The 26,324-nt window shown below is 55.4% G+C and carries 24 protein-coding genes; 16 read left to right on the forward strand and 8 right to left on the reverse strand.

All coding sequences use genetic code 11. The features are described from left to right. Positions 1–227: 227 nt before the first annotated feature. The 5 genes from ACQY4Z_RS15735 to ACQY4Z_RS15755 are packed head-to-tail and all read right to left on the reverse strand — an operon-like array spanning position 228 to position 3,983. On the reverse strand, positions 228–596 hold the full coding sequence (locus ACQY4Z_RS15735) for a phosphate acetyltransferase (protein ID WP_428522763.1): 369 nt from the start codon (positions 594–596) through the stop codon (positions 228–230). Beyond that, entirely contained in the window at positions 589–984 is a 396-nt protein-coding gene (locus ACQY4Z_RS15740; protein WP_428522765.1) for a MaoC family dehydratase, read from the reverse strand. Before ACQY4Z_RS15740 ends, ACQY4Z_RS15735 begins: the two co-directional genes overlap by 8 nt. A 3-nt stretch (positions 985–987) precedes the next feature. Next, positions 988–2,526 carry an AMP-binding protein gene (locus ACQY4Z_RS15745; RefSeq protein WP_428522767.1) on the reverse strand — a complete coding sequence of 513 codons (1,539 nt, stop codon included), beginning with the start codon at positions 2,524–2,526 and terminating at the stop codon, positions 988–990. 45 nt (positions 2,527–2,571) lie between these two features. After that, the gene (locus tag ACQY4Z_RS15750) at positions 2,572–3,345 is read right to left on the reverse strand and encodes an enoyl-CoA hydratase/isomerase family protein (RefSeq protein WP_428522769.1); all 774 of its coding nucleotides are present in this window, start codon (positions 3,343–3,345) and stop codon (positions 2,572–2,574) included. Continuing rightward, a complete protein-coding gene (locus ACQY4Z_RS15755) occupies positions 3,342–3,983 on the reverse strand; it encodes a TetR/AcrR family transcriptional regulator (RefSeq protein ID WP_409694201.1) in 642 nt (213 codons plus the stop codon). Before ACQY4Z_RS15755 ends, ACQY4Z_RS15750 begins: the two co-directional genes overlap by 4 nt. Before the next feature lie 317 nt (positions 3,984–4,300). On the opposite strand from ACQY4Z_RS15755, the gene hemA reads away from it, so the two are divergent. Beyond that, complete coding sequence (gene hemA / locus ACQY4Z_RS15760; RefSeq protein WP_209174719.1) at positions 4,301–5,518, forward strand: 5-aminolevulinate synthase; 1,218 nt, start codon at positions 4,301–4,303, stop codon at positions 5,516–5,518. Between the two features lie 29 nt (positions 5,519–5,547). Here hemA and ACQY4Z_RS15765 read toward each other — a convergent pair whose 3' ends face one another. The 3 genes from ACQY4Z_RS15765 to ACQY4Z_RS15775 form a co-directional block, all read right to left on the reverse strand. Beyond that, positions 5,548–6,411: a glycosyltransferase gene (locus ACQY4Z_RS15765; RefSeq protein WP_428522772.1), complete on the reverse strand. Its 864-nt coding sequence runs from the start codon at positions 6,409–6,411 to the stop codon at positions 5,548–5,550. Positions 6,412–6,492: 81 nt separating this feature from the next. After that, positions 6,493–7,440 carry a glycosyltransferase family 61 protein gene (locus ACQY4Z_RS15770; protein WP_428522774.1) on the reverse strand — a complete coding sequence of 316 codons (948 nt, stop codon included), beginning with the start codon at positions 7,438–7,440 and terminating at the stop codon, positions 6,493–6,495. A gap of 360 nt (positions 7,441–7,800) precedes the next feature. Then, on the reverse strand, positions 7,801–8,199 hold the full coding sequence (locus ACQY4Z_RS15775) for a DUF427 domain-containing protein (protein ID WP_428522776.1): 399 nt from the start codon (positions 8,197–8,199) through the stop codon (positions 7,801–7,803). A 191-nt stretch (positions 8,200–8,390) separates the two neighbouring features. Between ACQY4Z_RS15775 and ACQY4Z_RS15780 the strand changes: the two genes are divergently transcribed. The 15 genes from ACQY4Z_RS15780 to ACQY4Z_RS15850 all read left to right on the forward strand — a co-directional run bounded on the left by ACQY4Z_RS15780 (position 8,391) and on the right by ACQY4Z_RS15850 (position 26,314). Beyond that, positions 8,391–9,653, forward strand: coding sequence for a glycerate kinase type-2 family protein (locus ACQY4Z_RS15780; protein WP_428522778.1), 1,263 nt, complete (start codon positions 8,391–8,393; stop codon positions 9,651–9,653). Between the two features lie 245 nt (positions 9,654–9,898). After that, positions 9,899–11,080, forward strand: coding sequence for a GAK system CofD-like protein (locus ACQY4Z_RS15785; protein ID WP_428522780.1), 1,182 nt, complete (start codon positions 9,899–9,901; stop codon positions 11,078–11,080). A gap of 27 nt (positions 11,081–11,107) precedes the next feature. Then, positions 11,108–11,518, forward strand: coding sequence for a D-ribose pyranase (rbsD, locus tag ACQY4Z_RS15790; RefSeq protein ID WP_428522782.1), 411 nt, complete (start codon positions 11,108–11,110; stop codon positions 11,516–11,518). A 386-nt stretch (positions 11,519–11,904) separates the two neighbouring features. Beyond that, complete coding sequence (locus ACQY4Z_RS15795) at positions 11,905–12,993, forward strand: LacI family DNA-binding transcriptional regulator (RefSeq protein ID WP_428522784.1); 1,089 nt, start codon at positions 11,905–11,907, stop codon at positions 12,991–12,993. A gap of 22 nt (positions 12,994–13,015) precedes the next feature. Then, positions 13,016–14,365 (forward strand): ABC transporter substrate-binding protein, encoded by a 1,350-nt coding sequence (locus ACQY4Z_RS15800; protein WP_428522786.1) that lies wholly within the window; start codon positions 13,016–13,018, stop codon positions 14,363–14,365. A gap of 161 nt (positions 14,366–14,526) precedes the next feature. After that, positions 14,527–15,831 carry a carbohydrate ABC transporter permease gene (locus tag ACQY4Z_RS15805; RefSeq protein ID WP_428522788.1) on the forward strand — a complete coding sequence of 435 codons (1,305 nt, stop codon included), beginning with the start codon at positions 14,527–14,529 and terminating at the stop codon, positions 15,829–15,831. Next, positions 15,828–17,057, forward strand: coding sequence for a carbohydrate ABC transporter permease (locus ACQY4Z_RS15810; protein ID WP_428522790.1), 1,230 nt, complete (start codon positions 15,828–15,830; stop codon positions 17,055–17,057). Before ACQY4Z_RS15805 ends, ACQY4Z_RS15810 begins: the two co-directional genes overlap by 4 nt. Before the next feature lie 42 nt (positions 17,058–17,099). Further along, on the forward strand, positions 17,100–18,389 hold the full coding sequence (locus ACQY4Z_RS15815) for an MGH1-like glycoside hydrolase domain-containing protein (protein ID WP_428522792.1): 1,290 nt from the start codon (positions 17,100–17,102) through the stop codon (positions 18,387–18,389). Between the two features lie 13 nt (positions 18,390–18,402). Further along, positions 18,403–19,467, forward strand: coding sequence for an ABC transporter ATP-binding protein (locus ACQY4Z_RS15820; RefSeq protein ID WP_428522794.1), 1,065 nt, complete (start codon positions 18,403–18,405; stop codon positions 19,465–19,467). Between the two features lie 95 nt (positions 19,468–19,562). Beyond that, on the forward strand, positions 19,563–20,654 hold the full coding sequence (locus ACQY4Z_RS15825; RefSeq protein WP_428522796.1) for an ABC transporter substrate-binding protein: 1,092 nt from the start codon (positions 19,563–19,565) through the stop codon (positions 20,652–20,654). A gap of 105 nt (positions 20,655–20,759) precedes the next feature. Beyond that, positions 20,760–21,617 carry a tryptophan 2,3-dioxygenase gene (kynA, locus tag ACQY4Z_RS15830; RefSeq protein WP_428522798.1) on the forward strand — a complete coding sequence of 286 codons (858 nt, stop codon included), beginning with the start codon at positions 20,760–20,762 and terminating at the stop codon, positions 21,615–21,617. Positions 21,618–21,741: 124 nt separating this feature from the next. Beyond that, positions 21,742–22,878, forward strand: a complete 1,137-nt coding sequence (locus ACQY4Z_RS15835; protein WP_209174704.1) for an ABC transporter substrate-binding protein — start codon at positions 21,742–21,744, stop codon at positions 22,876–22,878. Positions 22,879–23,127: 249 nt separating this feature from the next. After that, positions 23,128–25,008, forward strand: coding sequence for an NAD(P)H-dependent oxidoreductase subunit E (locus ACQY4Z_RS15840; protein ID WP_428522800.1), 1,881 nt, complete (start codon positions 23,128–23,130; stop codon positions 25,006–25,008). Beyond that, positions 25,005–25,733, forward strand: coding sequence for a 2Fe-2S iron-sulfur cluster-binding protein (locus ACQY4Z_RS15845; RefSeq protein ID WP_428522802.1), 729 nt, complete (start codon positions 25,005–25,007; stop codon positions 25,731–25,733). The genes ACQY4Z_RS15840 and ACQY4Z_RS15845 overlap by 4 nt, the downstream gene beginning before the upstream one ends. Then, positions 25,730–26,314 (forward strand): NADP oxidoreductase, encoded by a 585-nt coding sequence (locus ACQY4Z_RS15850; RefSeq protein WP_428522804.1) that lies wholly within the window; start codon positions 25,730–25,732, stop codon positions 26,312–26,314. The genes ACQY4Z_RS15845 and ACQY4Z_RS15850 overlap by 4 nt, the downstream gene beginning before the upstream one ends. Positions 26,315–26,324 lie beyond the last annotated feature (10 nt).

Consider the following 26,324-nt stretch of genomic DNA (forward strand, 5'->3'; position numbering starts at 1 on the left):
GAGACTTTGGCTCCGCTTTTTCCCCGGCGCTCTGGAAACGAGTAAGGCCCCGGACCGTGTCCGGGGTGATGTTCGTGATTGTAGCAAAGACGTTGCTTCCCGTCAGCGGTCACCCCCGACCTATGCGGTGATCCAATCAACCAATCCGCATCGGCTATGGTAAAGTCTGAACTCGCAGCCAGACTGCTTGCGGCAAAGTCCTGGCATCACGGAGTGAATAGTAGCAATCACTCCTTGCCCACATCCTCGACATAGACCAGGGCGCGGCCTTGGCAGATGCGGGTGCCGTCGGCGGTCTCGCAAACGGTTTCAAGGTCTACCAAATGCTTTTCAGGGCGCAGGCGGGTAATGGTGACGGATGCGGTGAGTTCTTCACCAATCGGCGCGGGCGTCAAGAACTCCAGGCTCTGCTTGAGATAATTCGTGCCCCGTCCAGGCAGTTTAACGCCGAGAAGATAGGAAAACAGACCGCCGATCAGAGGGCCGGGAACTGTCTCGGGTGCCATTGCTTTTGGGCCTGCAAGGGCTGCAAAATCGGCCATATCGGTAACCGTGTAGGACCGTTTGATCTCGTCGCGTTGACCGACTTCAAACATCACGCGCCTCCGTCAGTTCGCAGCTTCCGGACAGGGTGACAGCCCCATCTGATGTTCTTGAGATTTCAATCCGGATCGCTCCAGGTATGCTGGCAGTTTCGGAAAACCGCAGCGTCAGTTCTTCACCGGCATAGGACGGGTTGGGGAACATCAGATTTTGCACCGCGTGCGCGCGCTCCGGGTAGAGCTCCTGCAAATACCCGAATACGCGGGTATAGAGCAGCATGCCGTGTGAGACCGTTCTGCCGAACCGCGTACGCGCCGAAAACTCCGGATCAACATGGATCGGGTTGTCGTCACCGGAGAGCTTGGCGAAGGCATCGAATTCGGCCTGGGTTGGCGTCCAGGTGAATGTTGCCGTTACCGGTGCTTCGTCAATCAGGCTCATCGTTCAGGCCTCCTCGGGCAATTTTTGAAGCAAACTGTCTTTGAGAATGTTTTTGCGGACCTTGCCGGCAGCCGTGCGCGGCAAATCGTCAGAAACGGTAAAGGTTTTCGGGATCTTGTAAGGGGCAAGATGATCCCGGCACCAGCCGGGCAGAGTTGCTGTGTCGATCTCTTCGCCAGGGCGCGGTACCAGGAACGCTGCGCCAACTTCGCCCCATTTTTCGTCCGGAACGCCGATTACGACAGCTTCCAGAATGGCCGGGTGAGCGTCCAGAACCTTTTCGACCTCAGCAGGGTAAACGTTTTCGCCGCCGGAGATGTACATGTCCTTGATCCGGTCGACGATGTAGTAATAGCCGTCTTCATCCCTGCGGGCGATGTCACCTGACTTCAGCCAGCCATCGACGGTGAAGGTCGCAAGGGTTGCTTCCTTGTTGTCCATGTAGCCGGGTGTAATATTGGGACCGCGAAACTGAACCTCGCCTTCGCCCGCACCGTTAATGACTGCGCCATCAGAAGACTGCAGGCGAACATCGGTCATAATCTGGGCCTTGCCCACGGAGCCGATCTTGTCGGCAGCATTGTCCTTGTCCATCAGGAAGACGGTTGGACCGGTTTCCGTCATGCCCATGCCGTTGCAGATCGTGACACCACGTTTTTGGAAGTCGACCAGAAGGTGTTTTGGAACAGGTGCGCCGCCGCAGCCCAGTGAGCGGACTTTTGAAAAATCCGTTGTGCTGAGGGTGTTGGAGAGTGCGAGAGCCTGGTAAATCGCTGGAACGCCGAAGAATGCGGTGACCTTGCCCGCATTGACCAAATCCAGCACCACATCGGGGTCAAACTTGCGCAGCACCGTCGAAGACCCGCCGTTCAAAAAAATCGGCAAGGTCGGCAGATTGATCCCGGCCGTATGAAACAGCGGCAGGAAGTTGACGCCAGTTTCGTGCGTGCTGAGGCCGGTCGCCTGGCAGTAGTTGATCATGTTGGCAGTGGCCATGCCGGCAGTTTGGATAACCGCTTTGGGCATTCCGGTCGTGCCAGACGTGTAAAGCAGATACCAAGGCGTACTTGCCTTGATGCCGGCAGTGTTGGGCGCGGAAAGTGTGGAGCCCTCAAGGTATAGGTTGAGCGCGCTCTTGCCACCATCAATCGCGCCGATCGGAACCAGCTCCAGACCAGTTTCTGCTGCAAGTAATTTTGCGGCCTCGGTGAACGCCTCGTCGTGAAACAGGACCTTGGACCGGGAGGCTTGCAAAATGGGCTCGAGCTCGGCCACGGGCTGACGCCAGTTGAGCGGCACCAACAATACTCCGGACTTCTGAGCGGCAAACAGCAGAACAAAGAAATCAGGATGATTGTGACAAAGCACGGCCATCCGGTCTCCGTGAGACAGACCACCTTCGATCAGCCGGTTTGCCAGCTGATTTGCCCGGACATTGATATCGGCAAATGTATAAAGAAGCCCCGTGTCATAATCTGCGAAGGCCACAGCGTCAGGTGTTAGTTCCGCCCGCTTGGCGGCCATATCGGTCAAGAACTCCATGTGTCCTCCCAACACTTGGATCCTGGTCAGCTCTAGTGCTGATGCTCAGGCGCTTTGTTTTGTAAATTCTTGCATGCCGGCGAGCGTTTCCGGTCTGGAGATCAGGTCGAGGAATCGTGCCTTTTCCCGATCAAGCCGCTCCTTCACCTGTTGCCGGCGCGGTTCATCCCAAACGTTTTGACGCGTCGCGATATGGGTCTGCGCAAATCGGCAGGAAATCCCGGTGACCCATTCTGCTATCTTCTGTTCAATATCGGATGAGGCGCAAACGTGGGTCGCCAGTCCGAAACGCTGTGCCTCGTCTGCCGAGATCCGCGTGTTGAGGTACTGAATTTCCAGTGCTTTGGCGGTGCCGATTTTTTCGGGCAGCAAAGCTGTCCAACCGCCATCCGGGGCAAAACCGACTTCAGAATAGTATGGCTGAATGAATGCGGTGTTCGACAGCGCGACCATGTCTGCCGTCAGCACCAAGCCGGTTGAACCTCCGGTAACAGGGCCGTTCACGGCTGCCAGAACCGGTGATGGAAAAGCAAGAAGAGACAGGATCACATCATGCAGGGCGCCAACCAGCTGATCCGCGTAGGACAGCAGCCGGTCTTGTGATCCTGCCTGGTCGAGAAAACCGCCGATATCTCCGCCGGTCGAAAAACTGCGGCCTCTTGCAGAGAGCACGAGCGCCGTAGGTTTCTTTGCTTCAGCCAGTTTAATTGCTGTAAAAAGCTCTTCCAACAGCGGCTGAGTTAGTGCGTTGTGGCGCGCAGGCCGGTTCAGATAGAGCCATATGGCACCATCTTTGTGCTCGGTATCAACCAGTGTCATGGCTTCAGGCCGTTGGCGATCAAATCATGGGCGCTGTCGACAAGCTCGGGAATGGTTTTCTGAGTATTGAAGACCACCAGTTGCTCTCCGAGCGCGCGGGCAATTCCCATCAGAGCCCACGCCCGCGTTTCCGCATCACCCTCAGAAATTTGCCCCTTTTTGACTGCGGCTGTCAGGCCAACCCGATATCCGGAAGCGAATTTCGCGTAGTACTCGCGGTATGCGGCTGGATCAACGAACAGGGCTTCCTGAACGATCTTATAAAGGTTTGGATGGGCTCGCACGAACCTCAAGAACGCGGTCAGGCCGGCCTTTTCGACATCCAGGTGGTCCGTCAGCGTTGACGTCGATTCGGAAATCGAGTGACGGACGAGCCGGCCCATTTCCAAGACCAGTTCCGAGAAGACCTGCTCCTTGGTTTTGAAATAGATGTAAAAGGTGCCTTGGGCGACACCAGCCTCGCTGGTAATGTGACCGATGGAAGCGTCGTTGTATCCCTTTTCTCCAATGACCCGTTCTGCTGCCGCCAGTATGGCGCGCCTTGTAGCTTCACCGCGTGCCGTTTTAGGCTGCGGTGTCGCAGCTTTTGCGCTCGTTTTCGCGGACGCGTGCTTGTTCGGTGCGGCGGTAGTTCCCATGGATCAATTCCAGTTTCTTCAAACATGAACCAGTATTCATGTTTTGCGGTGATCTGCAAGCGATAATCTCAGGGAGCATGCATACGTGGGTTGGGCTCGTCGGCGATCTTCGGCCTATGGCGTATCGCCGCAGAGCCGTTTTTGATTTTTGTCATGGAACTAAGTTTGATATTTAGTTTTGAATGAATATAAGGTGAGGCTCTGGCCTAAACGAGCCGGATCGCCTTTTTGAAGAGCGAACGCGCAGCCCAGACGCAGGCTGTTGTGGAAATGAATGAGCAGCCGGGCTGGACCTGGCGGATTGAGGGAGCCGCACCATGGACGTGAATGCGTACCTGGAAGATCGACTGAGCAAACTCCATGATAATGGCAATTACCGCGTATTTGCGGATTTGGAGCGGCATTCAGGCGATTTCCCGAAGGCAACGCGTTACCGCGAAGATGGGTCAACCCAAGAAGTGACCGTCTGGTGCTCAAATGACTACCTTGGCATGGGGCAGCACGAGAAGGTGACAAACGCCATGCAGGACGTGCTTTCAAAGTGCGGCGCTGGCGCAGGTGGGACCCGAAACATTTCCGGCACCAATCACTATCACGTCTTGTTGGAAAAAGAGCTGGCGGACCTTCATGCAAAGGACGCGGCGCTAATTTTCACATCAGGCTATGTGTCGAACTGGGCAGCGCTCGGAACGCTGGCATCAGAAGTTCCAGGAATGATCGTCTATTCCGACGCTCTTAATCATGCGTCTATGATCGAAGGCATTCGCCACGCCCGTTGCGAAAAGCGGATCTTCAAGCACAATGATGTCGCCGACCTTGAGCGTCTGATGGCAGCTGATGACCCGAATGCACCGAAGCTTGTGGCATTCGAGAGCGTCTATTCCATGGATGGTGATATCGCTCCGATCAAGGAAATCTGCGACGTCGCCGACAGGTTCGGCGCCATGACCTACCTTGATGAAGTTCATGCCGTCGGCATGTACGGCCCGCGCGGAGGTGGTGTTGCCGAACAAGAAGGCCTCATGGACCGGTTGACCATCATCGAGGGCACCCTCGGCAAGGCTTTCGGTGTCATGGGTGGTTACATCACCGGTTCCAAGACCGTGGTTGATTTCATTCGCTCGTTTGCATCCGGCTTCATTTTTACAACGGCTTTGCCGCCGGCCCTTGCGGCCGGCGCCGCTGCTTCGATCAAACACCTGAAAGCCAGCCCGTTTGAACGCAAGGCGCACAAAGACAGGGTGGCTCAAGTTCGCGCAGCGCTGGACAAAAGCGGCATCCCGCACATGGACAACCCGAGCCATATCGTCCCGGTGATGGTGGGTGATGCGAAGAAGTGCAAGTGGATCTCGGACATCTTGCTGGATACCTATGGCATTTACGTTCAGCCGATCAACTATCCAACCGTGCCGGTCGGCACGGAACGGCTGCGCTTTACCCCGACGCCATTGCACACGGCAGATGACATTGACCGTCTTGTCAATGCGATCAACGACCTTTGGTCACAGTGTGCTCTGGCCCGCGCGGTCGCCTGATCTCAGGACTTTTTTAGTCGACATAGAACCTATTTGGAATTTCTCAAGAATGGCGCGGTTTGACCCGCGAGGTTCTTGAGAAAACCGTTGGCTATGCCTATTTGCCGCCGCGCTTTGCCTGACCGGAAGCTGGCAACATAAACCAGCAGTTTGCCGAGAATTTTGAAAAACGTAATCCAGCGGTTTCCAAGCTGCATTTTGTCCATCAAATAGCCCCACGACCAGCCGAAGGAAATGTCCTTGATCCGGTTGGCCGAGACGGTATTTCCTGAAGACCCATCTCCAATATGCTTGGCGCTGGCGTCAGCCACAAAGCGCATGGGTTGATTGAGTTTTCGAAATCGCAGCGAAAGTTCATCATCTTCAAAATACAAAAAGATATTCGTGTCGAAGCCGCCGTATTGAATGAATGGCTTTCTCCGCACCAGCAATACTGCGCCGCTGACGGTATCCACGTTCTGATCTGTTGATGGGGGAACGCGGTCTCGCACACGCGGATCAAACCTGGTTTCGTAGCGAAAGAACTCGCTGCCGTCCGGCTTGAAGATTCTCGGAATGAAAAGACTGCAATCAGAGTTTCGTGCAGCTGCGTCCAAGAGTGCTTGCACGGCCTTTGTTGAAATCTGCACATCAGGATTGGCGATCAGTGCGAATTCGGTCTCGATTTTTTCAAGGCCGGCCATGATCGCGTTGGCGTATCCGACGTTCTGTTCGAGGTTCAGTACATCATAGCCAAGAGTTTGAGCCTCGGTGGGTGTGTTATCACTGCTGGCATTGTCGACAGCGAGTGTCGCAAGCTCGTGCGCCGGGATACGTGAGTACTCAAGCACGTCCGCGCTGTTAAAGGTCACGATCAAACGTGTGACGGTCGAGAGGTCTTGCGGTGACGCCATCAGATTGGTTTACATTTCTTTTCAGGTGACCCCGCACGGGGTTAAGTGCAGCAAGCGCCAGTGTATCTGGACTATGATTTCTTATGTTTGAACCTGTGCCAGCATGTCGTCGAACATTTTTTCCAGTTCGACCAGATCGACTTCAGTGCTGGCGGTAAACGTCCGGCCTTCCGGGTTCTTCGTGAGCGTCGAGCGATAGCAGAAGCCAAACTCGCGAGCCATCATTGCATAATGCGGAGAGCCCATGCTCGGACTGAAGAGCTCGATTATGCCTGTCGGTTTTCCTGCGCGGAAAATCATATTGGTCAAGGCTGCCCCGTGAGCACCGGCAATGACAGGAGCCTGCACAAACCGGATCGCTTGCTCTTTCAAACTCATCGTCGCCGGATCCAGAACCTCGAAGCCAGTACTCTCGGCAAGGCGGGACACCTCTTTCTGGTTCCGGAACAGGCGGCCGTTTGGGGCCGTGCTGCTCCTGATAGCGAAGACGGGTTTTGCAGTTTTGTTCGACGTGTCCCCCCTGAACACATCCGCCGTCCACGTCATCGTTTCGCCGTCGCAGAAAAACGGAAGCGCCAGGTAAGGCTGGTCGACTTTCACGATCTCACGTCGTCCTTGGATGATGACATTGCGTCCAAAAAACGCGCCCATGGCTTCAGCCTGACGAAAGAACGGTGTGTTGGCCGAGGCTTCATTCACAAGGAAAGGGATGGAACGCGGCAAGCCGAACTGCTCAACAAGCCAAACCTTGTTCATGATGAACATGAAAAAATGAAAGTAGTTATCTCCGAACACATGATGAAGCAGGATGGCTTCCGGAATATGGCGGGCCGCCGATTTTCTATGGGCTAGAAAGAGTGGACTGCGCTCGCGTTCCGGCAAGTCACTGGTTCCCCAAAGGACACGGCCATCGTGAAACAGCACACCGATCTTTGGATCAACCGAACAAGGAACGTTCGCCTTGTAAAGACCTTCCGTCTCTATCTTGCCTTTCCGATCGTCGGCCCACGCTTTGGCTTGGTCCGGCATTGGAGCATCTGTTTCAAATCTGAAAGGGCCTTTTGTCCGTTCAAGCAAAGGTTCCAGAAAATCGGCGCGCGGGTGTGCCGGTAGAAGTGAATCGCGCAGCCGCATCAATGGTTTTCTTATGCGATGATACTGATCACGAAACGGATAGTGCATTCTGCCATCTTTTTATGTGGCGGTGTTTGAGAAGGAAATCGGCGCAGATTTCTTCTGTTCTTGTCGGCAGATTGCCAAGGTGCCGACAACAGCACTGTCGGTAACACACCGCCAAACAGGTGACAATTTCTTTTGCCCAAGTCCTGCCTGATCGGCTTTGGCCTGCAAAAAGGCGGTGTCAGTGGTCTTACTGGTGGAACTTGCGCATTAGTTACCTTCAGTACACCTCACTTTGTCTGGCCAAAATGCGAAGTGGTTTGCGAGCTGCACGCTCATTTTCAAGGGAGTTTTATAAACCCAACCGATCTCATCACCGTCAAAGGTGATGTAGCTCGCATCTCCCTTAATCGGGCAATGCGTTGATTTGTCCAGGTGAGTGAAGCCGAGGGTGAGATCCTGCTCCGGGACATAAATCACCGGATCATAGATACGGCGCCCGACCTCAATAACGCGAAGGGCGTCTATTGTGTCTGCAAGAAGGGTCTCGCCGGCAAAAACGCGGACCTTGCGCGTGACCGGTTTGATGACCATCAGGTGATTAGGATCTTCCGGATTTCGAATGGCCCCCACAAAGGCGGGAGATTGAAATACTGGATCTACGGTCATGAAAACTCCTTTGATGAGAGGGTCTGTGGCGCTGAAACAGGCGTTTTCAAACGAGACTGGAACTCTGAACTCCACTGAGATTTAAGCGACAGCGCGACCGAAGTGGTCATTTTCGAGCCAAGTACAGCTTGCAATTTATCGGGCTTTTGCGCTCAAAAGAACTCCAAACCCTTTCGTCTTGGAGACAAAATATGGCCGTCAGCCCCCAGGAGTTGTTACGTGCTCTTTTCGATCGTGCGGTCGAAGTCGCAGACCCAATGAAGAGCCTTGCGAGCCATTTGCCTGAAAAACCTGATGGCAGGGTTGTTGTGATCGGTGCTGGAAAAGCGTCCGCACGAATGGCAGAGGCCTTAGAGGCAGACTGGGGGCCTTGTGAAGGGCTGATCATCACCCGCTACGGCTATGGGCGGCCCACAAAGGGCATTGAGATTGTCGAGGCTGCGCACCCGGTGCCGGACAAGGCCGGACAGGACGCGACGAAACGCATGCTGGAGTTGCTATCCAATCTTGACGGGGATGATTGCGTTCTTGCCCTCATTTCCGGTGGTGCATCGGCTCTTTTGACCGCACCGGCAGGAGCCATTAGTCTTGAAGAGAAACAGGCGGTCAATCAGGCGCTGCTCGCATCCGGCGCGCCGATCGGCCAAATGAACGTTGTTCGCAAGCACCTGAGCCGGGTGAAGGGGGGGCAGCTTGCGGCCGCTGCTTATCCGGCAAAGATGGTGGCATTGCTTTTGTCCGATGTTCCAGGAGATGACCCGGCTGAGATCGGGTCCGGGCCAACGGTCGGGGATGGCAGTACTCCAGCAGACGCCCGTCAAATCCTTTCCCGATGGAATATTAAAGTACCAGGCTCGGTATCTGAGGTTCTTTCGGGGCAGACCGGAGTTTTGCCGCCAGACCATGAACGTCTGGGCCGCGTGACAAACACTATTTTTGCCGCGCCGTCGCAGTCATTGGAAGCTGCGAGAAGCCTTGCAGAGGAGGCTGGATGCGACGTCGAGATCCTTGGTGATGCCTTGGAAGGTGAGGCGCGAGATGTTGCCGCAACACATGCGGACCTTGCCCTGCAAAGGCAAAAAGAGCGGGGAGCATCAGAGCGGCCTTTGATCCTGTTGTCGGGTGGAGAATTGACTGTTACGCGGCGCGGCGATGGGGTCGGCGGTCCCAATGCAGAATATGCACTTGCTTTAGCAAATTCGCTCAAAGGCGCAGCGGGTGTCTGTGCGATTGCTTGCGATACAGACGGTGTCGATGGTGCAGCCGAAGTGGCCGGCGCGAATATCGGTCCTGACACCCCTTCCAGGGCCACTGCGAGGGGTGTGTCGATGAGTGACGCGCTTGACCGGAATGATGCTCATGAGTTTTTCAGAGCAATTGGTGATCAGGTCGTGACAGGTCCAACACTGACGAATGTGAATGATTTTCGAGCAATTTACATCGCTGGACTGTGAGAGGTGTTGCAACACTGTGTTTTGATGTCGTCTGGGTTTCAAACGATCTCTCACTCCACGGTGAACCAATAACGCTGATTTCGTTGCTTGCCGATAGGCTGTCTTGAGTGTTTTCAGTGCCGAATGGTCCGTCCCTGGATCTGGATACTCAATCCGTATCTAAGTCATAGGGAGGTAACTCCTTTTTGCTATTGTCGCGGAATAAGACAGCAATCATCTCGGAAGATCAGGCCAAAGGAAGCTGTGTGTCAGAAGTCACCATTACCCGGGCAGTGCGAATGCCGGACCAATTCCGTATTGCGCGGTTTTTGTCCAATCCAAAGCTGGGGCCGCGGCTTTTGTTCTTCAGTGGTGGCTCCGCGTTGAATGATGTTTCAAGGTGCCTGAAAAGGTACACGCACAATTCCATTCACCTGGTGACGCCTTTTGATTCCGGAGGCAGTTCACAGGGGCTGCGGATTGCCTTCAACATGCCGGCGATCGGTGATCTCAGAAGCCGCTTGATGGCACTCGCCGATGAAACGGTTCTCGGTCAACCTGATGTGTTCCGGCTCTTTACGCATCGGTTCTCCAAGGAATTCGGACAAGAGGAATTGGCTGGTGAGCTGGAGGCGATGATTGCCGGCATCCACCCGCTCGTTGCGGTCGTTGAGCAGCCGATGCGAACACTCATTCAAAACCAGCTGCGGACCTTTCTTGCGGAGAGCCCGTCAACGTTTGATTTGCGGGGGGCAAGCATCGGCAATCTCATTCTCGCCGGTGGCTATCTCAACCAGAACAAACAGCTGGAACCGATTATTTTTCTGGTCGCAAAACTGGTTGGCGTCCTCGGCCATGTTAAGGCTGTATCCGATGACAATCTGCATCTGGCGGCCAAGCTCGAAACCGGCGACATTGTCGTCGGACAGCACCTTCTGACAGGCAAAGAACAAGCGCCACTGACGTCGCCGATTGAGGAGATATTCCTGAACAGAAGCTTGCAAACACGGGAACCGGCGGTGTCCGTGTTCCCGGAGCGCAATACGGCTTTGGTGCAGTCTGCGGATCTCATCTGCTATTCCCCCGGCAGCCTGTACACAAGCCTGATTGCCAGCCTTTTGCCTCGGGGTGTTGGCCGAGCAGTTGCCAGCCGCACTGTTCCCAAAGTGTATGTGCCCAGTTTGGGTCATGATCCCGAAGCGCCCGGAATGACGCTTGAGGATCGCGTTCAGGCATTGCTTGCTTATCTTCGAAAAGATGCCGGTAGCGATTGCCCGGTCGAACGGCTGTTGAATTTTGTCGTAACGGATCAACGCACGGAAGAAGATGATATCGGGTCAGTGGAGCAACTTGGCATTACCGTTTTGCAGCTGGATCTGATATCCAGCAAATCAGATCCTTATTACGATCCAGTCCCGCTTTGCGAGGCGCTGGTTTCCCTGACTTGACCGATAAAGGATGCGAAGGAAACGCCCATGAAACGGACCCCGATGCTGAATCGGCACATGAGTACGCTGATCGCCTCCCTCGGGCACATGGATGAAATCGTCGTTGCAGACGCTGGTCTGCCGGTGCCGCCAGGCGTCGATGTCATTGACTTGGCTGTTTCGCCTGGCGTGCCCGGCTTCTTTGATGTCCTGGATGTTCTGACGAGTGAATTGGTAGTCGAGAAAGCTGTTTTTGCCGAAGAGGCAAGTGCGGAACTCGCGACCGAGATCGAAGTTCGGTTGGCCCATTGGGCCGCGGAAACCGGCAAGCCGATCGAGCATGACCGGGTGCCTCACGAGGATTTCAAAACTCGGACGAGGCAGGCGCGTGCCGTTATTCGCACGGGCGAATGCACACCTTATGCGAATGTCATTCTGGTCTCGGGTGTACCGTTCTAACGGCCTGTTTTACAGATTTGCCAACATCGAGCCCGCGCCCTTTCTGCGCGGGCTTAATTGTTTTGTATGAAGTACTGGTCGACCAGCTGCGGGCGAGTGCTCCTCTGATTTGCCGATAGAGGCATACTCTCAGGGGAGAGTGTGCGTGGTAACACTGCCAAGCTGGCGTAGCTGGCGCTGTTTGGATCTGTTCCGAAACCTTTCCGATTGAAGTTTCGTTTATCTGCCAAAGCCTTCCCGTTCTGCAAAAACGAATTTTTGAGTTTCCAAAACCGATTTTGTTGACTTCCGAAATCGGTTTTGGAACCATAATTGAAATAAATCGCCTTCGATCACCTGAGCCGTAGGCAGAAAGAATTTGGGCCGCTCGGCCTTTGGGAGGAAAAATGTCGGGTCACCGCGGGTCAGTGACGATTGACGACGTTGCGCGCCATGTGGGTGTCGCGAAGGGAACCGTTTCGCGGGTCCTCAACAACTACACCGACATTTCCCAAGCCACCCGCGAGCGCATCCTGAAAGCCGTCAAGGATCTTGGTTACCAGCCGTCGGCGACTGCCCGTAACTTGAAACGGGGCCGGCAGGATACCCTCGGCATTGTTATACCCGTTGGGCATGGCAATGGCGCTGATCCATTTCTTTCTGAGTTTATCGATGGAATTGCACGAGCTTTGGATGAACTCGGGATTGATCTCCTGGTGACAACCGCCCACTCGCGGGATCACATGATCGAGACGCTTCAGCGTCTTATTGCCCGGCGGAAGGTCGATGGTTTTATTCTCACCAGAACCGAAGTTGAAGATCCGCGTATTGCGTTCTTGAGCGAACAGGGCTTTCCCTTTGTCACGCACGGCCGGTCGCATCTTCCCGATACCCATGCGTGGTTCGACATCGACAATGAAAAAACTTTTGCTGATGGCGTGCGGCATATCTACAGCCTCGGACACAGCCGCATCGGATTCATAGGCGGATCGCTAGAGCTGAATTTCGCGCTCCAGCGGAGGGATGGCTACCGTGCCGGTCTCGAGGCGCTGGGCGTGCCTTTTGATCCCGCTCTTGAAACGATCGTGGACCTTGACGAAGAAGGCGGGCTTGCTGGGGCAGAACGGCTTCTTGCGGGCAACGATCTGCCGCCCACCGCCTTGTTGTGCGTGACAGACGCACTTGCGATTGGCGCTATTCAATATTGCCGGAAACATGGTCTGACCGTCGGTTCTGATGTCACGATTATCGGCTATGACGGACTGCCCTTTGGTGACTATCTGGAGCCGCCGCTTACCACCTTTTCGCAAAGTGCATCGGAAGCAGGCAGCCGCGTCGCCCGGATGTTGATCGATGTTTTGGATGGCAAAGATCCGAAGACCCTCAAGGCACTTTCAGAAGCAACTTTAATCCGGCGCGCATCAGACGGCGCGCCGCATAAGACACCGGAGGCACTGGCAGAAGTGCTCCGGTCCCGGCTGAACCAACAGCCATGACCTGGCAGTAAGGGAGACTGACATGATTGGGAGGAGCACTTTCCTGACCTCGACCATTGCGGGCGTACTCGCATTGGGCATTACGGTGGCTCAGGCAGAAACCCTGCGTTTCTGGACGACGGAAGAGCAGCCGGAGCGGCTGGCGAAACAGGAAGAACTGGCTGCGGCCTTTAAAGAAAAAACCGGCATCGAGGTTGATGTCATTCCAGTCACGGAATCCGATCTTGGAACCCGTGCCACCGCAGCTTTCGCTGCCGGTGATCTGCCGGATGTGATTTATCACACCCTGCAGTATGCGCTGCCATGGGCAGAGGCCGGTATCCTGGATACCGAAGCTGCGACAGAGGTTCTGGAGAACCTGGGAACCGATACATTTGCGCCTGGCGCAGTGGCAATGGCCGCGGTCGAAGGTGGGATCGCTTCTGTGCCGGTTGATGGCTGGACGCAAATGGTTGTCTATCGCAAGGATCTTTTCGATGCGAATGGCCTCGCAGCTCCTGACAGCTACGAGAACATTTTGGCAGCGGTTGAGAAACTGCATAACCCGCCGGAAATGTTTGCATTCGTCGCAGCCACCAAGGTTGATGAGAACTTCATGAGCCAGGTGCTCGAGCATGTTCTTTTGGCCAATGGCGTCAGCCCGGTTGGCAATGACGGCTTCAAGCCGCTGGACGAAAACAAGACGATTGAAGCACTCGAATTCTATAAGGCAATCGCCGAGGCTTCTCCTCCAGGAGATCTGTTCTGGAAGCAGTCTCGCGAGCTATACTTTGCCGGCAAAGCGGCCATGATCATCTGGTCTCCGTTCATTCTCGATGAGCTCGCCGGTCTTCGCGACAGTGCCCCGCCAACCATTTCCGATGACCCGACATCCAAAGAACTGGCGTCAAAAACCGGTATCGTGACAACCTTGAAGGGCCCGTCAAATCCGGATGGCGCTGCCTGGGGGGATGTGCGTTACTTCGGCATCACAAACGATGCAGACACGGACGCTGCCATGCAGTTTGTAGAGTTCTCCATGGATGACGGTTACATGTCGACCCTGTCGATCGCACCGGAAGGCAAGTTCCCGATCCGCCGAGGCACCAAAGACAATCCGACAGCGTTTGTTGAAGGCTGGTCCAAGTTGCCGGTTGGTGTGGACCGCAAGGCACCGTTGACCGATCTTTATGATGCCGAAACCATCAGCACCATTGTTTCCGGTCTCGATACGGCTGCGCGTTGGGGCGTCAAGGAAGGACAGTTGTCTCTGGCCTCCAAAATCATCAACAGCCAGGCGATCAACCGGCTTGTCCGGGAATACATTGATGGCGAACGGGACGCAGCACAGACCGTTGCTCAGATGAACGAAGAACTGGCCAAGATCCAGTAACTGCGAAATGGCCCGTGTTTTCGAACACGGGCCAACCCCATCGGCCACCACCCCTCATTTAAAGAGGGCCTTTGCACTATGAAGTTTCGACGGGTCGAACCGTCGAGGCACAGGGACTTTTTTACCCTATCTTTGTCCAATTGAAACTTGAGCAGGAAACCATGACCGCGCAGGACAAGACCATCGCCGAGCGCCGGCCGCCGAAAGGCATTGGACCGATGCAACGACGGGAGATGCGGCTCGCCTACCTGATGTTGGCGCCAACATTCCTGATCATTCTCGCCATTGTTGCCGGTCCTTTGCTTGCCAATTTCTGGATCAGCTTCAAGCCGGTTCAACTCGCGGACCTCCGGCCCCCAAGTGTGCTGGTAAACGAACGCATGCGCGGCAATCCGGAAAGTGCAGGCGATGCGGCGACACTCGAATACCGGATGCGCAATTCCTCGCAGGACAAGGAAATCCGGGATGTTGTTTTGCGGGACACCCTACCTGATGGGTTCGTCGTAACGAGCGTGCCTGAGGTTTGCGCGCTTCAGGGCGCGTTGATCACATGTGACATCGGCACTGTTCCGCCAAAATGGCGTGAGCGGCTGCGTTTTGAGGGAACGGTAACCGCGGCCTATTTGGCAGCTGACCGCCCCGAGCGGGCAAGCATCCCCGAGGTGTCGGGCGATGCAGACAATGTCCTGACAAACCTCGACTTCACCTTCGACAACTTCGTCCGGATTTTTGATGCAGATGAATTTTGGTCGGTGCTGCGAGTGACGTTCTATTACACGATCTTCGGTACTGCCGGAGCATTGGTGCTCGGGCTGTTTGCTGCTCAACTTTTGAATACGACGTTCAAGGGGCGCGGGTTTCTGCGCGGACTGTTCCTCTTTCCTTACGTCTCGCCGGTGATTGCCGTTGCCTTCACCTGGGTGGTTCTGTTCGACCCGTTTTCCGGAACATTAAACGCGCTTTTGACCAAAATGGGTGTCGTTGCGGACCCGATCAATTTCTTTGGTCAGCGGGCCGTGGAGTTTTCATTCTTCGGGATCCCAATGGAGTTTCCTCTGGCGCTTTCGACGGTGATCGCGTTTGAGGCCTGGCGCTATTTCCCCTTGTCTTTCCTGTTCATTCTCGCGCGCATGCAGTCGCTCAACACAGATATCTATGAAGCGGCTGAAATGGACGGTGCAACACCGCTACAGCAGTTCTGGTACCTGTCCTTGCCGCAGTTGATGGGCATCCTGTCGGTCCTGTTCCTTCTCCGCTTCATTTGGACCTTCAACAAGTTCGATGACATCTTCCTTCTGACTGGCGGCAACGCCGGAACGAGAACGTTGACAGTTGATGTTTATGAACAAGGTTTTGCGCTGTCCAACCTTGGAGCTGGTGCTGCGGTAGCCGTGGTGATCTTTGTCGTCCTCGTTACTTTCGCGACACTCTTCCTGCACTTCTCACCCAAGGAGGAAGGCCTATGAGACCCGGCAGCATTCTTCTGATAGCCATCACGGGCCTTATCTGGGGCGTGACCGCCATGGTGGTGATTGGGGTCACCTTGACTCTTATCACTGGCGAAGTTGCTCTGCCTCAGGCGACTGCCGCCGGAGTGGCCGGCTTGATCGGAGCGCTGGTTCTGGTCTGGCGGCAGACTGCGGACATAAAAGGGATGCCTGCCTGGGTGTTATCCGCGGTCGTCCTGACGCTGGTTCTGCTGTTGGGTACGTTCGCAGCACCTTTCACTTTGCCTCTAAACAACGTTCCCCTTTGGCAATTGGCCGGACTGCTCGCCTTTGTTGCCAGCGTCACGGCGGCCAACCATGTGAGCCTCAATGGCGCAACGCTCGGGTCGATGTCGCGGTACGAACGCGAGGTGATCTACATCCGGATCTTCAAGGGAATTGGTTTCGTCGTTTTCACGATTATTGTCGCGCTGCCCTTTTATGTGATGGTCATGACATCGCTGAAAAGTCAGCAGGCGTTGCTCGCCAATCCGCTTGATTTGTCGATCGACTTCTCGCAAGGATTTGACGGTCTCTTCCGTTCCTATGTCGAGCTCTTCACGCAGTTCAATTTCGGTCGCTATCTGATGGTCTCGGCCATTGTGTCGGTGGGTACCGTGATCCTGACGCTGCTGTTCTCGGTGCCGGGCGCTTATGCAGTCTCCCGTTTGCGGTTTCCGGGGCAGGCGCTTTTGTCCCGTTCGGTGCTCCTGATCTACATGGTTCCGGCGATTGTTCTTGTCATCCCGCTTTATGCCGTCTTCTCACAGCTGGGGCTGCGCAACACGTTGACCGGTTTGTTGATTGTCTATCCAGCAACAACAATTCCGGTCGCGCTCTACATGTTGCAGGGTTACTTCCGGGGGCTTCCGTCCGAATTGGAAGAAGCTGGCCTGATGGACGGATTGTCCAGGCTTGGGGTGATCATGAAGATCACGCTGCCGTTGTCATTGCCGGCATTGGCCTCTGTATCGCTCTATGTGTTCATGATTGCCTGGAACGAGTTCCTGTTCGCTTTCATGTTCCTCGATGACCCGGACATTTTCACCCTTTCGCGCGGTGTGGTTTCGCTGAACTCCTCGGAGGTCCCGCGCCAGCACCTTATGGCAGGCGCAGTGATCGCGACCGTTCCGGTTCTCTTCATCTTTCTTTGGTTCGAACGCTTCCTTGTCCAGGGCCTGACGGCCGGCAGTGTGAAGGGCTAACCAACTCATCAAAGAGCTCACAAGAAGCTCAAGGAGATATTCGTGTCACAGATTGAGTTAGACCAAGTCGCCCGGAAAATCCTGACCGACAACGATCAGGGCGGATACACGGTGCCGACCAAGGGGCTTTACCCCTATCAATGGAATTGGGATTCGGTCTTTGTTGCCCGAGGTTTTGCAACCTTCGACACTGACCGGGCCTGGCGGGAGATAGAGCTTCTCTTCGAAGGGCAATGGCGAGACGGGATGGTTCCGCATATCCTGTTTCGGAAGGACGATCCGAGTTATTTCCCCGGTCCATCCGTTTGGGGAACAGATGGCGGACCCATTCCAAGTTCAGGCCACTCTCAGCCTCCAGTCGCCGCAACCATCGTCCGGGACTTGCTGGAACTTGATGCCTCTGACGCCGCTCTGGATCGGGCGAAGTTGCTTTTCCCAAAAATCCTTCAATGGCACCGTTGGTTCATGGCTTACCGGGATCCAGACAATCTCGGCGTGATTGCCGTTATTCATCCTTGGGAATCAGGACGGGACAATCTTCCGGACTGGGATGACGCCTTGCGTGGTGTCGAAATCAAGGATGTCGCTCCATATGAGCGGAAAGACACCTCTCATGTCGATCCGGCCATGCGCCCGCACAAAGTGGACTATGACCGCTACCTTTCTATCGTTGCGGCTTGCCGGAAAGTGGGTTGGGATCCCGAGAAGGTTGCCCGAACCTGTCCGTTTTTCGTGGCTGACCCAGGTATCACCTTCATTCTCTTGAGAGCTTGCCGCGATCTTCTGGTACTCGCAGACCGTCTTGGAGAAACGGGTGCCGTGTCAGAAATTGAGGGATGGATCAGCCGGATGGAAACGGGCGCAGCGCGCCTTTGGAATGCAGAGCTCAAGGCTCACGTCGCCATGAACCTGCGAACCGGGAAACAAACCGACGGTGTTTCAAGTGCGTCTTTCCTTGCGCCCTATGCAGGCCTTGCTGATTCTGAGGTGTTAAAGCCGCTTCAGGATCATTTCGACCGGATCAGCGCAAAGGTGCGATATCTGATGCCGTCCTACGACCCGGAGCATCAAGCCTATGAGCATTTGCGGTATTGGCGTGGCCCTGTCTGGGCGATGGTCAATTTCATGATTGCTCGCGGTTTCGCGGAAGTTGGTGACCCAGGCCGGTCTGACAGGCTTCGGCGTGACACGGCTGCGCTCATTCAAACCGGCGGATTTGCGGAATATTTCAGCCCGGAAACGGCAGAAGCTGCCGGTGGCGGATCATTCTCTTGGACAGCGGCGATCTGGCTTGCCTGGGCAAGACCATCGCAAGCAGATCAAGCGGCTTAAGGGGGCAGCAGATATGGGTGCAATCCAGCTCAAGAGTGTCGAGAAGTGGTTCGGTGACCTGCAAGTCATCAAGGGAATTGATCTCGATATCCAGGACGGTGAATTCGTTATCTTTGTCGGCCCATCCGGGTGCGGTAAGTCCACATTGCTGCGACTGATTTCCGGACTTGAAGAATCGAGCCGCGGCGCAATCGAGATTGACGGCAAGGACGTCACCGCATTGCCGCCCTCTGGGCGAGGTCTTTCAATGGTGTTTCAGTCCTATGCGCTTTATCCGCATATGTCCGTTCGGGAAAATGTGGGGTTTGGCCTAAAGACTGCAGGCGTGCCAAAAGCGGAGATCGACCGGAAGGTGAACGCGGCCGCGGAAATCCTGAAGCTCGATGATTACCTTGAGCGCCGGCCCAAAGCTTTGTCAGGTGGTCAGCGCCAACGTGTTGCCATCGGCCGGGCCATTGTTCGCGAACCAAGCGCTTTCTTGTTTGATGAGCCGTTATCGAACTTGGATGCCGCGCTGCGTGTTGAAATGCGGTTCGAAGTTGCCCGGCTTCACAAGAGCCTTGGAACGACCATGATTTACGTCACCCATGATCAAGTCGAGGCGATGACACTTGCGGACAAAATCGTTGTCCTGCAGGCTGGCGAGATCGAGCAAGTCGGCTCTCCGCGCGAACTCTATGAACGGCCCGACAATCTTTTCGTTGCCCAGTTTATCGGGTCTCCGAAGATGAATGTTCTGCCCTGTTCAGTAACAGGGGATTCGTTCTCGCTCGACGGACATGGCGGTGGCCATTACCCGCACAGTGGTGCATCCGGAGCTCCTGTCAAACTGGGCATCCGGCCTGAACACATGCTGGTTGTTGCGCCGGACGAGGGGCACTGTTCGGGCACCGTTGAGGTTGCCGAATATCTCGGGGCTGACACGTTCCTTTATGTCGCGCTTGATGGCCTTGATACTGTCCTGGTGCGGATCAGCGGGAGTGAAGAAATCGCAGAAGGGGCACGCATCGGACTGAAGTTCGATGAAAGCCGCATGCACTTCTTTGACAAGGACGACCGAGCGATCCGCAGTGGTTGATGAGGTGTTTTTACAACGTATACAATGCGGAAGGTCGGTAATAAGATAAATCATCGGTCGCGAACACTTCAATTGTGAAGGGGGCGGTGCTTATCATGACTATCCTGTGCAGCATCCTGCTGGCCTTGGGTGTTCTCGTGAGTGCTTGCGCGGTCAATGTTCATGCCGCTGGCTTCCGTGTCACATTCATCAATCCAGGTGGGGACAGTGGGTTTTGGGGCCATGTTTCAAAGACCATGCAGGCGGCAGCTGCAGACTTTGATGTCGATCTTGAAATTTTGAATGCCGACCGGCAACCCTATTATATGGAGAAGCTCTTACAGGAGCGTCTCAGCAAGGGAGAGCTTCCTGATTATTTCATCTTGGTGAATGAGCTTCAGGAAGGTGCCCGGCTTATGCAGCTGCTCGATGGGCAGCCGGTTGATACAGTATTTCTTCTAAACACGTTGACCCAATCCCAGTACGGAGTTTTGAACGAGCGCGTTCAGTCCTCAATCATCGGGTCCATTACCCCAAACAATGAGTGGGCCGGCTATGAGATGGCGCAGTCCCTAGTCTCCTTCGGAAAATCCGGAGGTGCAGCCGACGGCGGCCTGAGGATGTTGGCCCTCACCGGCGACGATAGCACGCCGGCGGCTCTCGACCGGCAAAGGGGTATGGAACAGGCTGCGGCTGACAGCGGTGTCGATCTAATCGGCGCAGTTCCGGTGAATTGGAACGAAGAGACTGCTTATGAGGGGGCAAAGTCGTTTTTGAATCGGACGAAGGTTGATGCCATCTGGGGCGCGAATGACGCCATTGCCCTCGGAGCAAAACGGGCCGCAATCGAGCTTGGTATGAAGCCCGGTGAGAACATTGCCTTTGCTGGATTGAATTGGTCAAAAGCGGGGATGGAAGCGGTCAAGAACGGACAGTTGACCATGACGCATGGCGGTCATTTTTTCGCCGGAGCCTGGGTCATCGTGATGCTCTATGATTACCACAACCGGCCCGCACCCAAGAGTGCACTTGATAATGTGTCTTTCCAGATGTCTGCGATCACCCGGGATAACGTCAATCTCTTCCTCGAACGGTTGGGTGATCAGAACTGGGCCAAGATCGATTTTCTCGGTTTCAGCCAGGCTATGACCGGCTTGTCGCAGTACGATTTTTCAGCAACTGCGATCTTGAATGCTGCAAAGAATTGAAGCCGCAGCGTGAGGTTTGAGACTTAAATGTCGCCGGTCGTTTGTTCTTGCCTTGATTGAGTGAAGCTGAAACCTTCCCCGATGATTCTGGAGGTGAGGTGTTTCATGAACAACAAGAACGAAACTCAGTCTGGTGGCTATAATCCCGAGACTGAAGGCGCGGAAATGGCGTTTTCCGGCAAAATGTCATACGGCGATTACCTCGGCCTTGAGACTATCCTGAGCTCGCAAGCTCCGCTGTCGGATGCTCCGGATGAGCTTCTGTTCATAATTCAACATCAAACGTCCGAGCTTTGGATGAAGTTGATGCTTCACGAGTTGGAAGGGGCACGGACAGCCATTGCCGAAGATCACATGCCGGAAGCGATGAAGCTGCTTGCACGCGTAAGCCGGATCATGGAGCAACTGAATTCTGCGTGGGACGTGCTTCGGACCATGACGCCAAGCGATTACACCCAGTTCCGGGATTCGCTCGGTTTGTCGTCCGGGTTCCAGTCCCTGCAATACCGCCTGATCGAATATGCTCTTGGAAACCGCAATCTTGCGATGATCCGTCCGCATGAACATGTCCCCGAAAACGTCGATCTGCTGCAGCAGGAACTTGCCAAGCCAAGCCTTTATCAGGTGGTGCTGTCATTTGCGCAGCGGCAAGGACTGGACGTTCCTGTGCATGTGATCGCAAAACCATCGGACAAACCGCATGGCGAGGTGCCAGAAATCGTGGACCTTTGGCAGAAGGTTTATCGTGATCCTGCACAATACTGGGCGCTTTATGAAGTGGGTGAAAAGCTGGTCGACCTGGAAGACTACTTCCGGCGTTGGCGGTTCAATCACGTCACCACGGTGGAACGTGTCATCGGTTTCAAGCGAGGCACCGGCGGCACGGGAGGTGTGACCTATCTGAAGCGCATGCTGGAGGTCGAACTGTTCCCCGAACTGTGGCATGTCCGAACGGAACTCTGAGCGCACCTGGCAAGATTTACGGTCAAGCAGAAGAAGCATTGCCAATTCCGATCCTCGAGTTAAGCTGCTGATCAAGGACCTGAAAAACAAGGTCCGGGAGCAGTTGAACAGAGGGGAAGTTCTAATGTTGAAGAGACTTGCGGCAACAGCAAGTGTGCTGGCCATGCTGAGCGGAGCCGCCGTGGCGGAGCCGGTCAAAGTTGGCATGATCACCACGTTGTCCGGTGGCGGCGCCGGGCTTGGTATTGATGTGCGGGATGGTTTCCTGCTTGCTGTGAAACAGGCAGGCAACTCCGACCTGGAAGTGATCGTTGAAGACGATCAACGCAAACCGGATGTGGCTGTGAAGCTGGCGGACAAGTTGGTGCAGTCGGAAAATGTTGACGTTCTGACCGGCATTATCTGGTCAAATCTTGCTATGGCCGTCGTGCCATCTGTGACCGCCCAGGGCAAATTCTATCTGTCGCCAAATGCGGGGCCATCTGCTCTGGCAGGTAAAGGCTGCCACCCGAACTACTTCAATGTGGCCTGGCAGAACGACAATTTGCACGAAGCAGCCGGTGCCTACGCCAAGGACCAAGGCTACAAGAACAGCTTCATTCTCGCGCCGAACTACCCGGCCGGCAAAGACGCGCTGACAGGTTATAAGCGTTTTTATGGTGGGGAGCTGGCTGGCGAGCTTTATACCAAGCTCGGCCAGACTGACTACGCCGCAGAGCTTGCTCAGATCCGGGCCTCCGGCGCAGATAGCGTGTTCTTTTTCCTGCCAGGGGGCATGGGGATTTCCTTCCTTAAGCAGTACGCGGACAGTGGAATCGACCTTCCGGTCGTCGGGCCGGCGTTCTCTTTCGACCAAGGCATTCTGCAAGCTGTCGGCGATGCGGCGATGGGCGTGAAAAACACCAGCCAGTGGTCAAAGGACATCGACAATCCGGCCAACAAGGCCTTCGTCGAAAGCTTCCAGGCTGAATATGGCCGCCTGCCGTCGCTCTATGCGTCCCAAGGCTTTGACACTGCGAATCTTCTGCTGTCGGCGATGGCCAAGGCGGATGTGAAGGATGCTGATGCATTCCGCGCGGCACTCAAGGAAGCTGATTTCGCATCGACCCGTGGTGACTTCAAGTTTGGCGACAACCACCACCCGATCCAGGACATCTATGTCCGCGAAGTCATCAAGGAAGGCGATGTCTATACCAACAAGATCATTGCCACCGGCTTGAGCGATCATGCGGATGCCTACGCTGGTGAGTGCAGCATGTAAAATCGACCATCAACGGTTATCAAAAGCCCGGGCACATTGCCTGGGCTTTTTTGTTGGCGCTGTATTCGGGCTCAGGCCGAGCCGTTTGGTCGCGGTCCGTTGATATTACTCAAAGACGTGTCAGGCCATCTCTGGAACGGTGTGGGCTACGGAGTTTTGCCAGTGATGCGGCGAACCTCAGGTCCGGGTGTGTCGCCTTACGGAGCAAAAAGGCTGCATCCGGGTCCTGCCGGACCTTGGGAGAAAATCATGGATAACGGTCAGCAGGCTGGCAACGGAGTATCGAAGGCGGCTTGCAGCGTGACCCCGGTACCGGACGGTGCGATTGCCGAGATCTGCGAACGGTTCGGCAATGACAAGCACCGGATGCTGGATATCCTGCGCGAGGTTCAGGACCGTTTCCAATGCATCGCACCAGCGACCATGGACCAGATCGCCGAAGAAACTGGCCTGACCCGGATCGAGGTCGAAGGGGTCGCGAGCTTTTATTCTTTCCTGTCCCTAAAGCCGAAAGGCCGGATTACCATCCGTCTGTGCGACGATATTGTCGATCGGTATGCCGGGCTGGAATCCGTCAGAGCCGCTTTCGAAGATGCGCTCGGGGTCAAGATTGGCGAAACATCCGCAGATGGGGCCGTGTCCCTTGAATACACCCCTTGCATTGGTATGTGCGACCAGGCACCTGCAGCGATGGTCAACGATATTGTCCTGACCAATCTGACAGCTCAATCTGCGCGGGAAGTGGCCCTGACGATTAAAGCAGGCGGAAGCCCAGAAGATCTTGTCAGCGACCGGTTTGCCACTCTCTCACCGCATGACCGTGCAGTGCGCATGGTGGACAACAACATCCGCCATGCCGGTGCTGTGCTTCTTGGGCCGGTGCCCGAAGATGCAGGCCTTTCCAAAGCGGTCAGCATCACCTCCTCCCAGATTATCTCGATGATTGAAGAAAGCGGCTTGCGCGGTTGTGGGGGGGCTGGATTTACTACGGGGCGCAAATGGCGATTTGCGGCAGCTGAGCGCGCTGAGCGGTCCTTTGTGATCTGCAATGCAGATGAGGGCGAACCTGGCACCTTCAAGGACCGCGTTCTTCTCACAGAGCGGCCGCATCTTCTGATCGAAGGTATGACAATAGCCGCCCGTGCGGTTGGGGCGAAGGAAGGGATCCTTTATCTGCGCGGCGAGTATGTCTACCTGCGCGAACTTTTGGAACAAGTGCTAGAGGAGCGCCGCCGGCGCGGACTGCTTGGGAAAGCGATCCTTGGCACCAAGCGCTTCGACTTTGATATCCGTATCCAGATGGGCGCGGGCGCTTATATCTGCGGCGAAGAAGGTGCCCTGATCAGTTCTTGTGAAGGGTTGCCGGGTGAGCCGAAAACCCGCCCACCGTTCCCGGTCAATCGCGGGTATCTCGGCTACCCGACCGTGGTCAACAATGTGGAGACCTTCTGCCATGCCGCACGCATTCTGGACCAGGGTGCGAAGTGGTTCCATGGCATGGGCACAGAAGGCAGTCACGGAACCAAGCTGTTCTCGGTCTGCGGTGACTGTTTAAACCCTGGGATCTACGAGCTTCCTTACGGTCATTCGATCTGGGAGCTTCTGGAAATGGTCGGCGGTCAGGATGCTGCGGCGGTTCAGGTTGGCGGGCCGAGCGGTGCAATGATCGCCCGGGATAGTTTTCACCGAAAGCTCACATTCGACGATCTCGCGACCGGTGGCGCGATCATCGTCTTTAACGGTCAGCGGAACATTCTTGAAATCGTTGACTACTACATGTCGTTCTTCGTGCATGAAAGCTGCGGTTATTGCACGCCTTGCCGGGTCGGCAATGTCTTCTTGCAAAAGGCAATCCAGAAGTTCCGCAAAGGGCTCGCCAATCCAGAGGACATCGACTACCTCAAGGATCTCTCCGGCACCATCATTGAGACCAGCCGCTGCGGCCTTGGCATGACATCACCCAATCCGGTGTTGTCGACCTTGGCGAACTTCCCGCTTGTCTATTCAGCCATGAACAAGCCGAGCAAGGACGGGATCCGCGACACCTTCGATATTCAGTCGGCGATTGAGGGTGCTCGGAAGATCGCCAAGCGCCGTTCATACATCTTCGACAGGGATTTCACACAATGAGCGGCACAAAGAAGGAAACCGGGTTCAGTTTCACGATCGATGGTGTCGAGGTCACGGCCTATGCCGGGCAAACCATCATGGAAGCTGCCGATGAGGCCGGTGTCTACATCCCTCGTTTGTGCGACCATGAAGGGTTGCGCCATCAGGGCAGTTGTAGGGTTTGTACCGTGAAAGCAGGCGGCCGGAGCGTATCCGCCTGCACCCAGCCAGCTGCTCCAGGCCAAGCGGTCGAAAACGAAACACCACATCTCAACAAGATGCGCCGTGATCTCGTGGAAATGTTGTTTCACGAGGGCAATCACTTGTGCCCAATTTGTGAGGCAAGCGGCAATTGCGAGCTTCAGGCGATGGCCTACCGGCTCGATATGACTGAGGCGACCAAATTTCCGTATCTGGAACCTTGCCGGGCTCTTGATGCCTCTCACCCTGACATTGCACTCGACACCAACCGGTGCATCAGCTGTGGACGGTGTATCCGGGCGTCTCAGGATGTCGATGGCAAGGGCGTCTTTGGTTATGTCGGCCGGGGCATTCACCGGCGTGTCGCTGTGAACGGCGAGAACCTCGCCGACACAGATGCAGCTATAACCGACAATGCAATCTCCGCGGAAGTCTGTCCGGTCGGCTGCATCATCCGCAAACGGGTCGGTTTTGTAACTCCGATTGGCGAGCGGGAGTTCGACAAAGGGCTGATCGGTCATGACATTGAGGAGAAGCGCAAATGAGTGAGAGATCTCAGGCCGAGCTTCCCAAGGCCCGGATCGCGACAGCTTCGCTGGCCGGTTGTTTCGGCTGTCACATGGCAATCCTCGATGTCGATGAGCGCCTGATCGATCTGATGAAGCTCGTCGAGATCGACCGGTCTCCCTTGACCGACAAGAAGCGCTTCACCCAGCGCTGCGACATCGGTATCATTGAAGGCGGTTGCTGCAACGAGGAAAACGTTCATGTCCTGCAAGATTTCCGCCGCAACTGCGATGTTCTGATTGCTCTTGGGCAATGCGCGATCATGGGCGGACTTCCAGCCATGCGCAACGCAATCATGCACTCCGATGAACCCTTACGCGAATGCCTGGACGAGGCCTACATCACCGGCCGCTATATCCGGAACACGACCCACAATGTGCCCAATGATCAGGCTTTGCCGCTGCTGCTCGATGAGGTGTATCCGTGCGCGCAGGTAGTGGAGATCGATTATCAGATCCCCGGCTGCGCGCCGGAAGGGGACATTATTTTTGACACGCTCTCAAAGCTGCTCACCGGGAAATTTCGGGGCTTTGAGCGCGAAATGATCAAGTTCGACTGATCGGGAGGGA

This window comes from Roseibium sp., assembly GCF_965276855.1.
Classification (GTDB): Bacteria; Pseudomonadota; Alphaproteobacteria; order Rhizobiales; family Stappiaceae; genus Roseibium.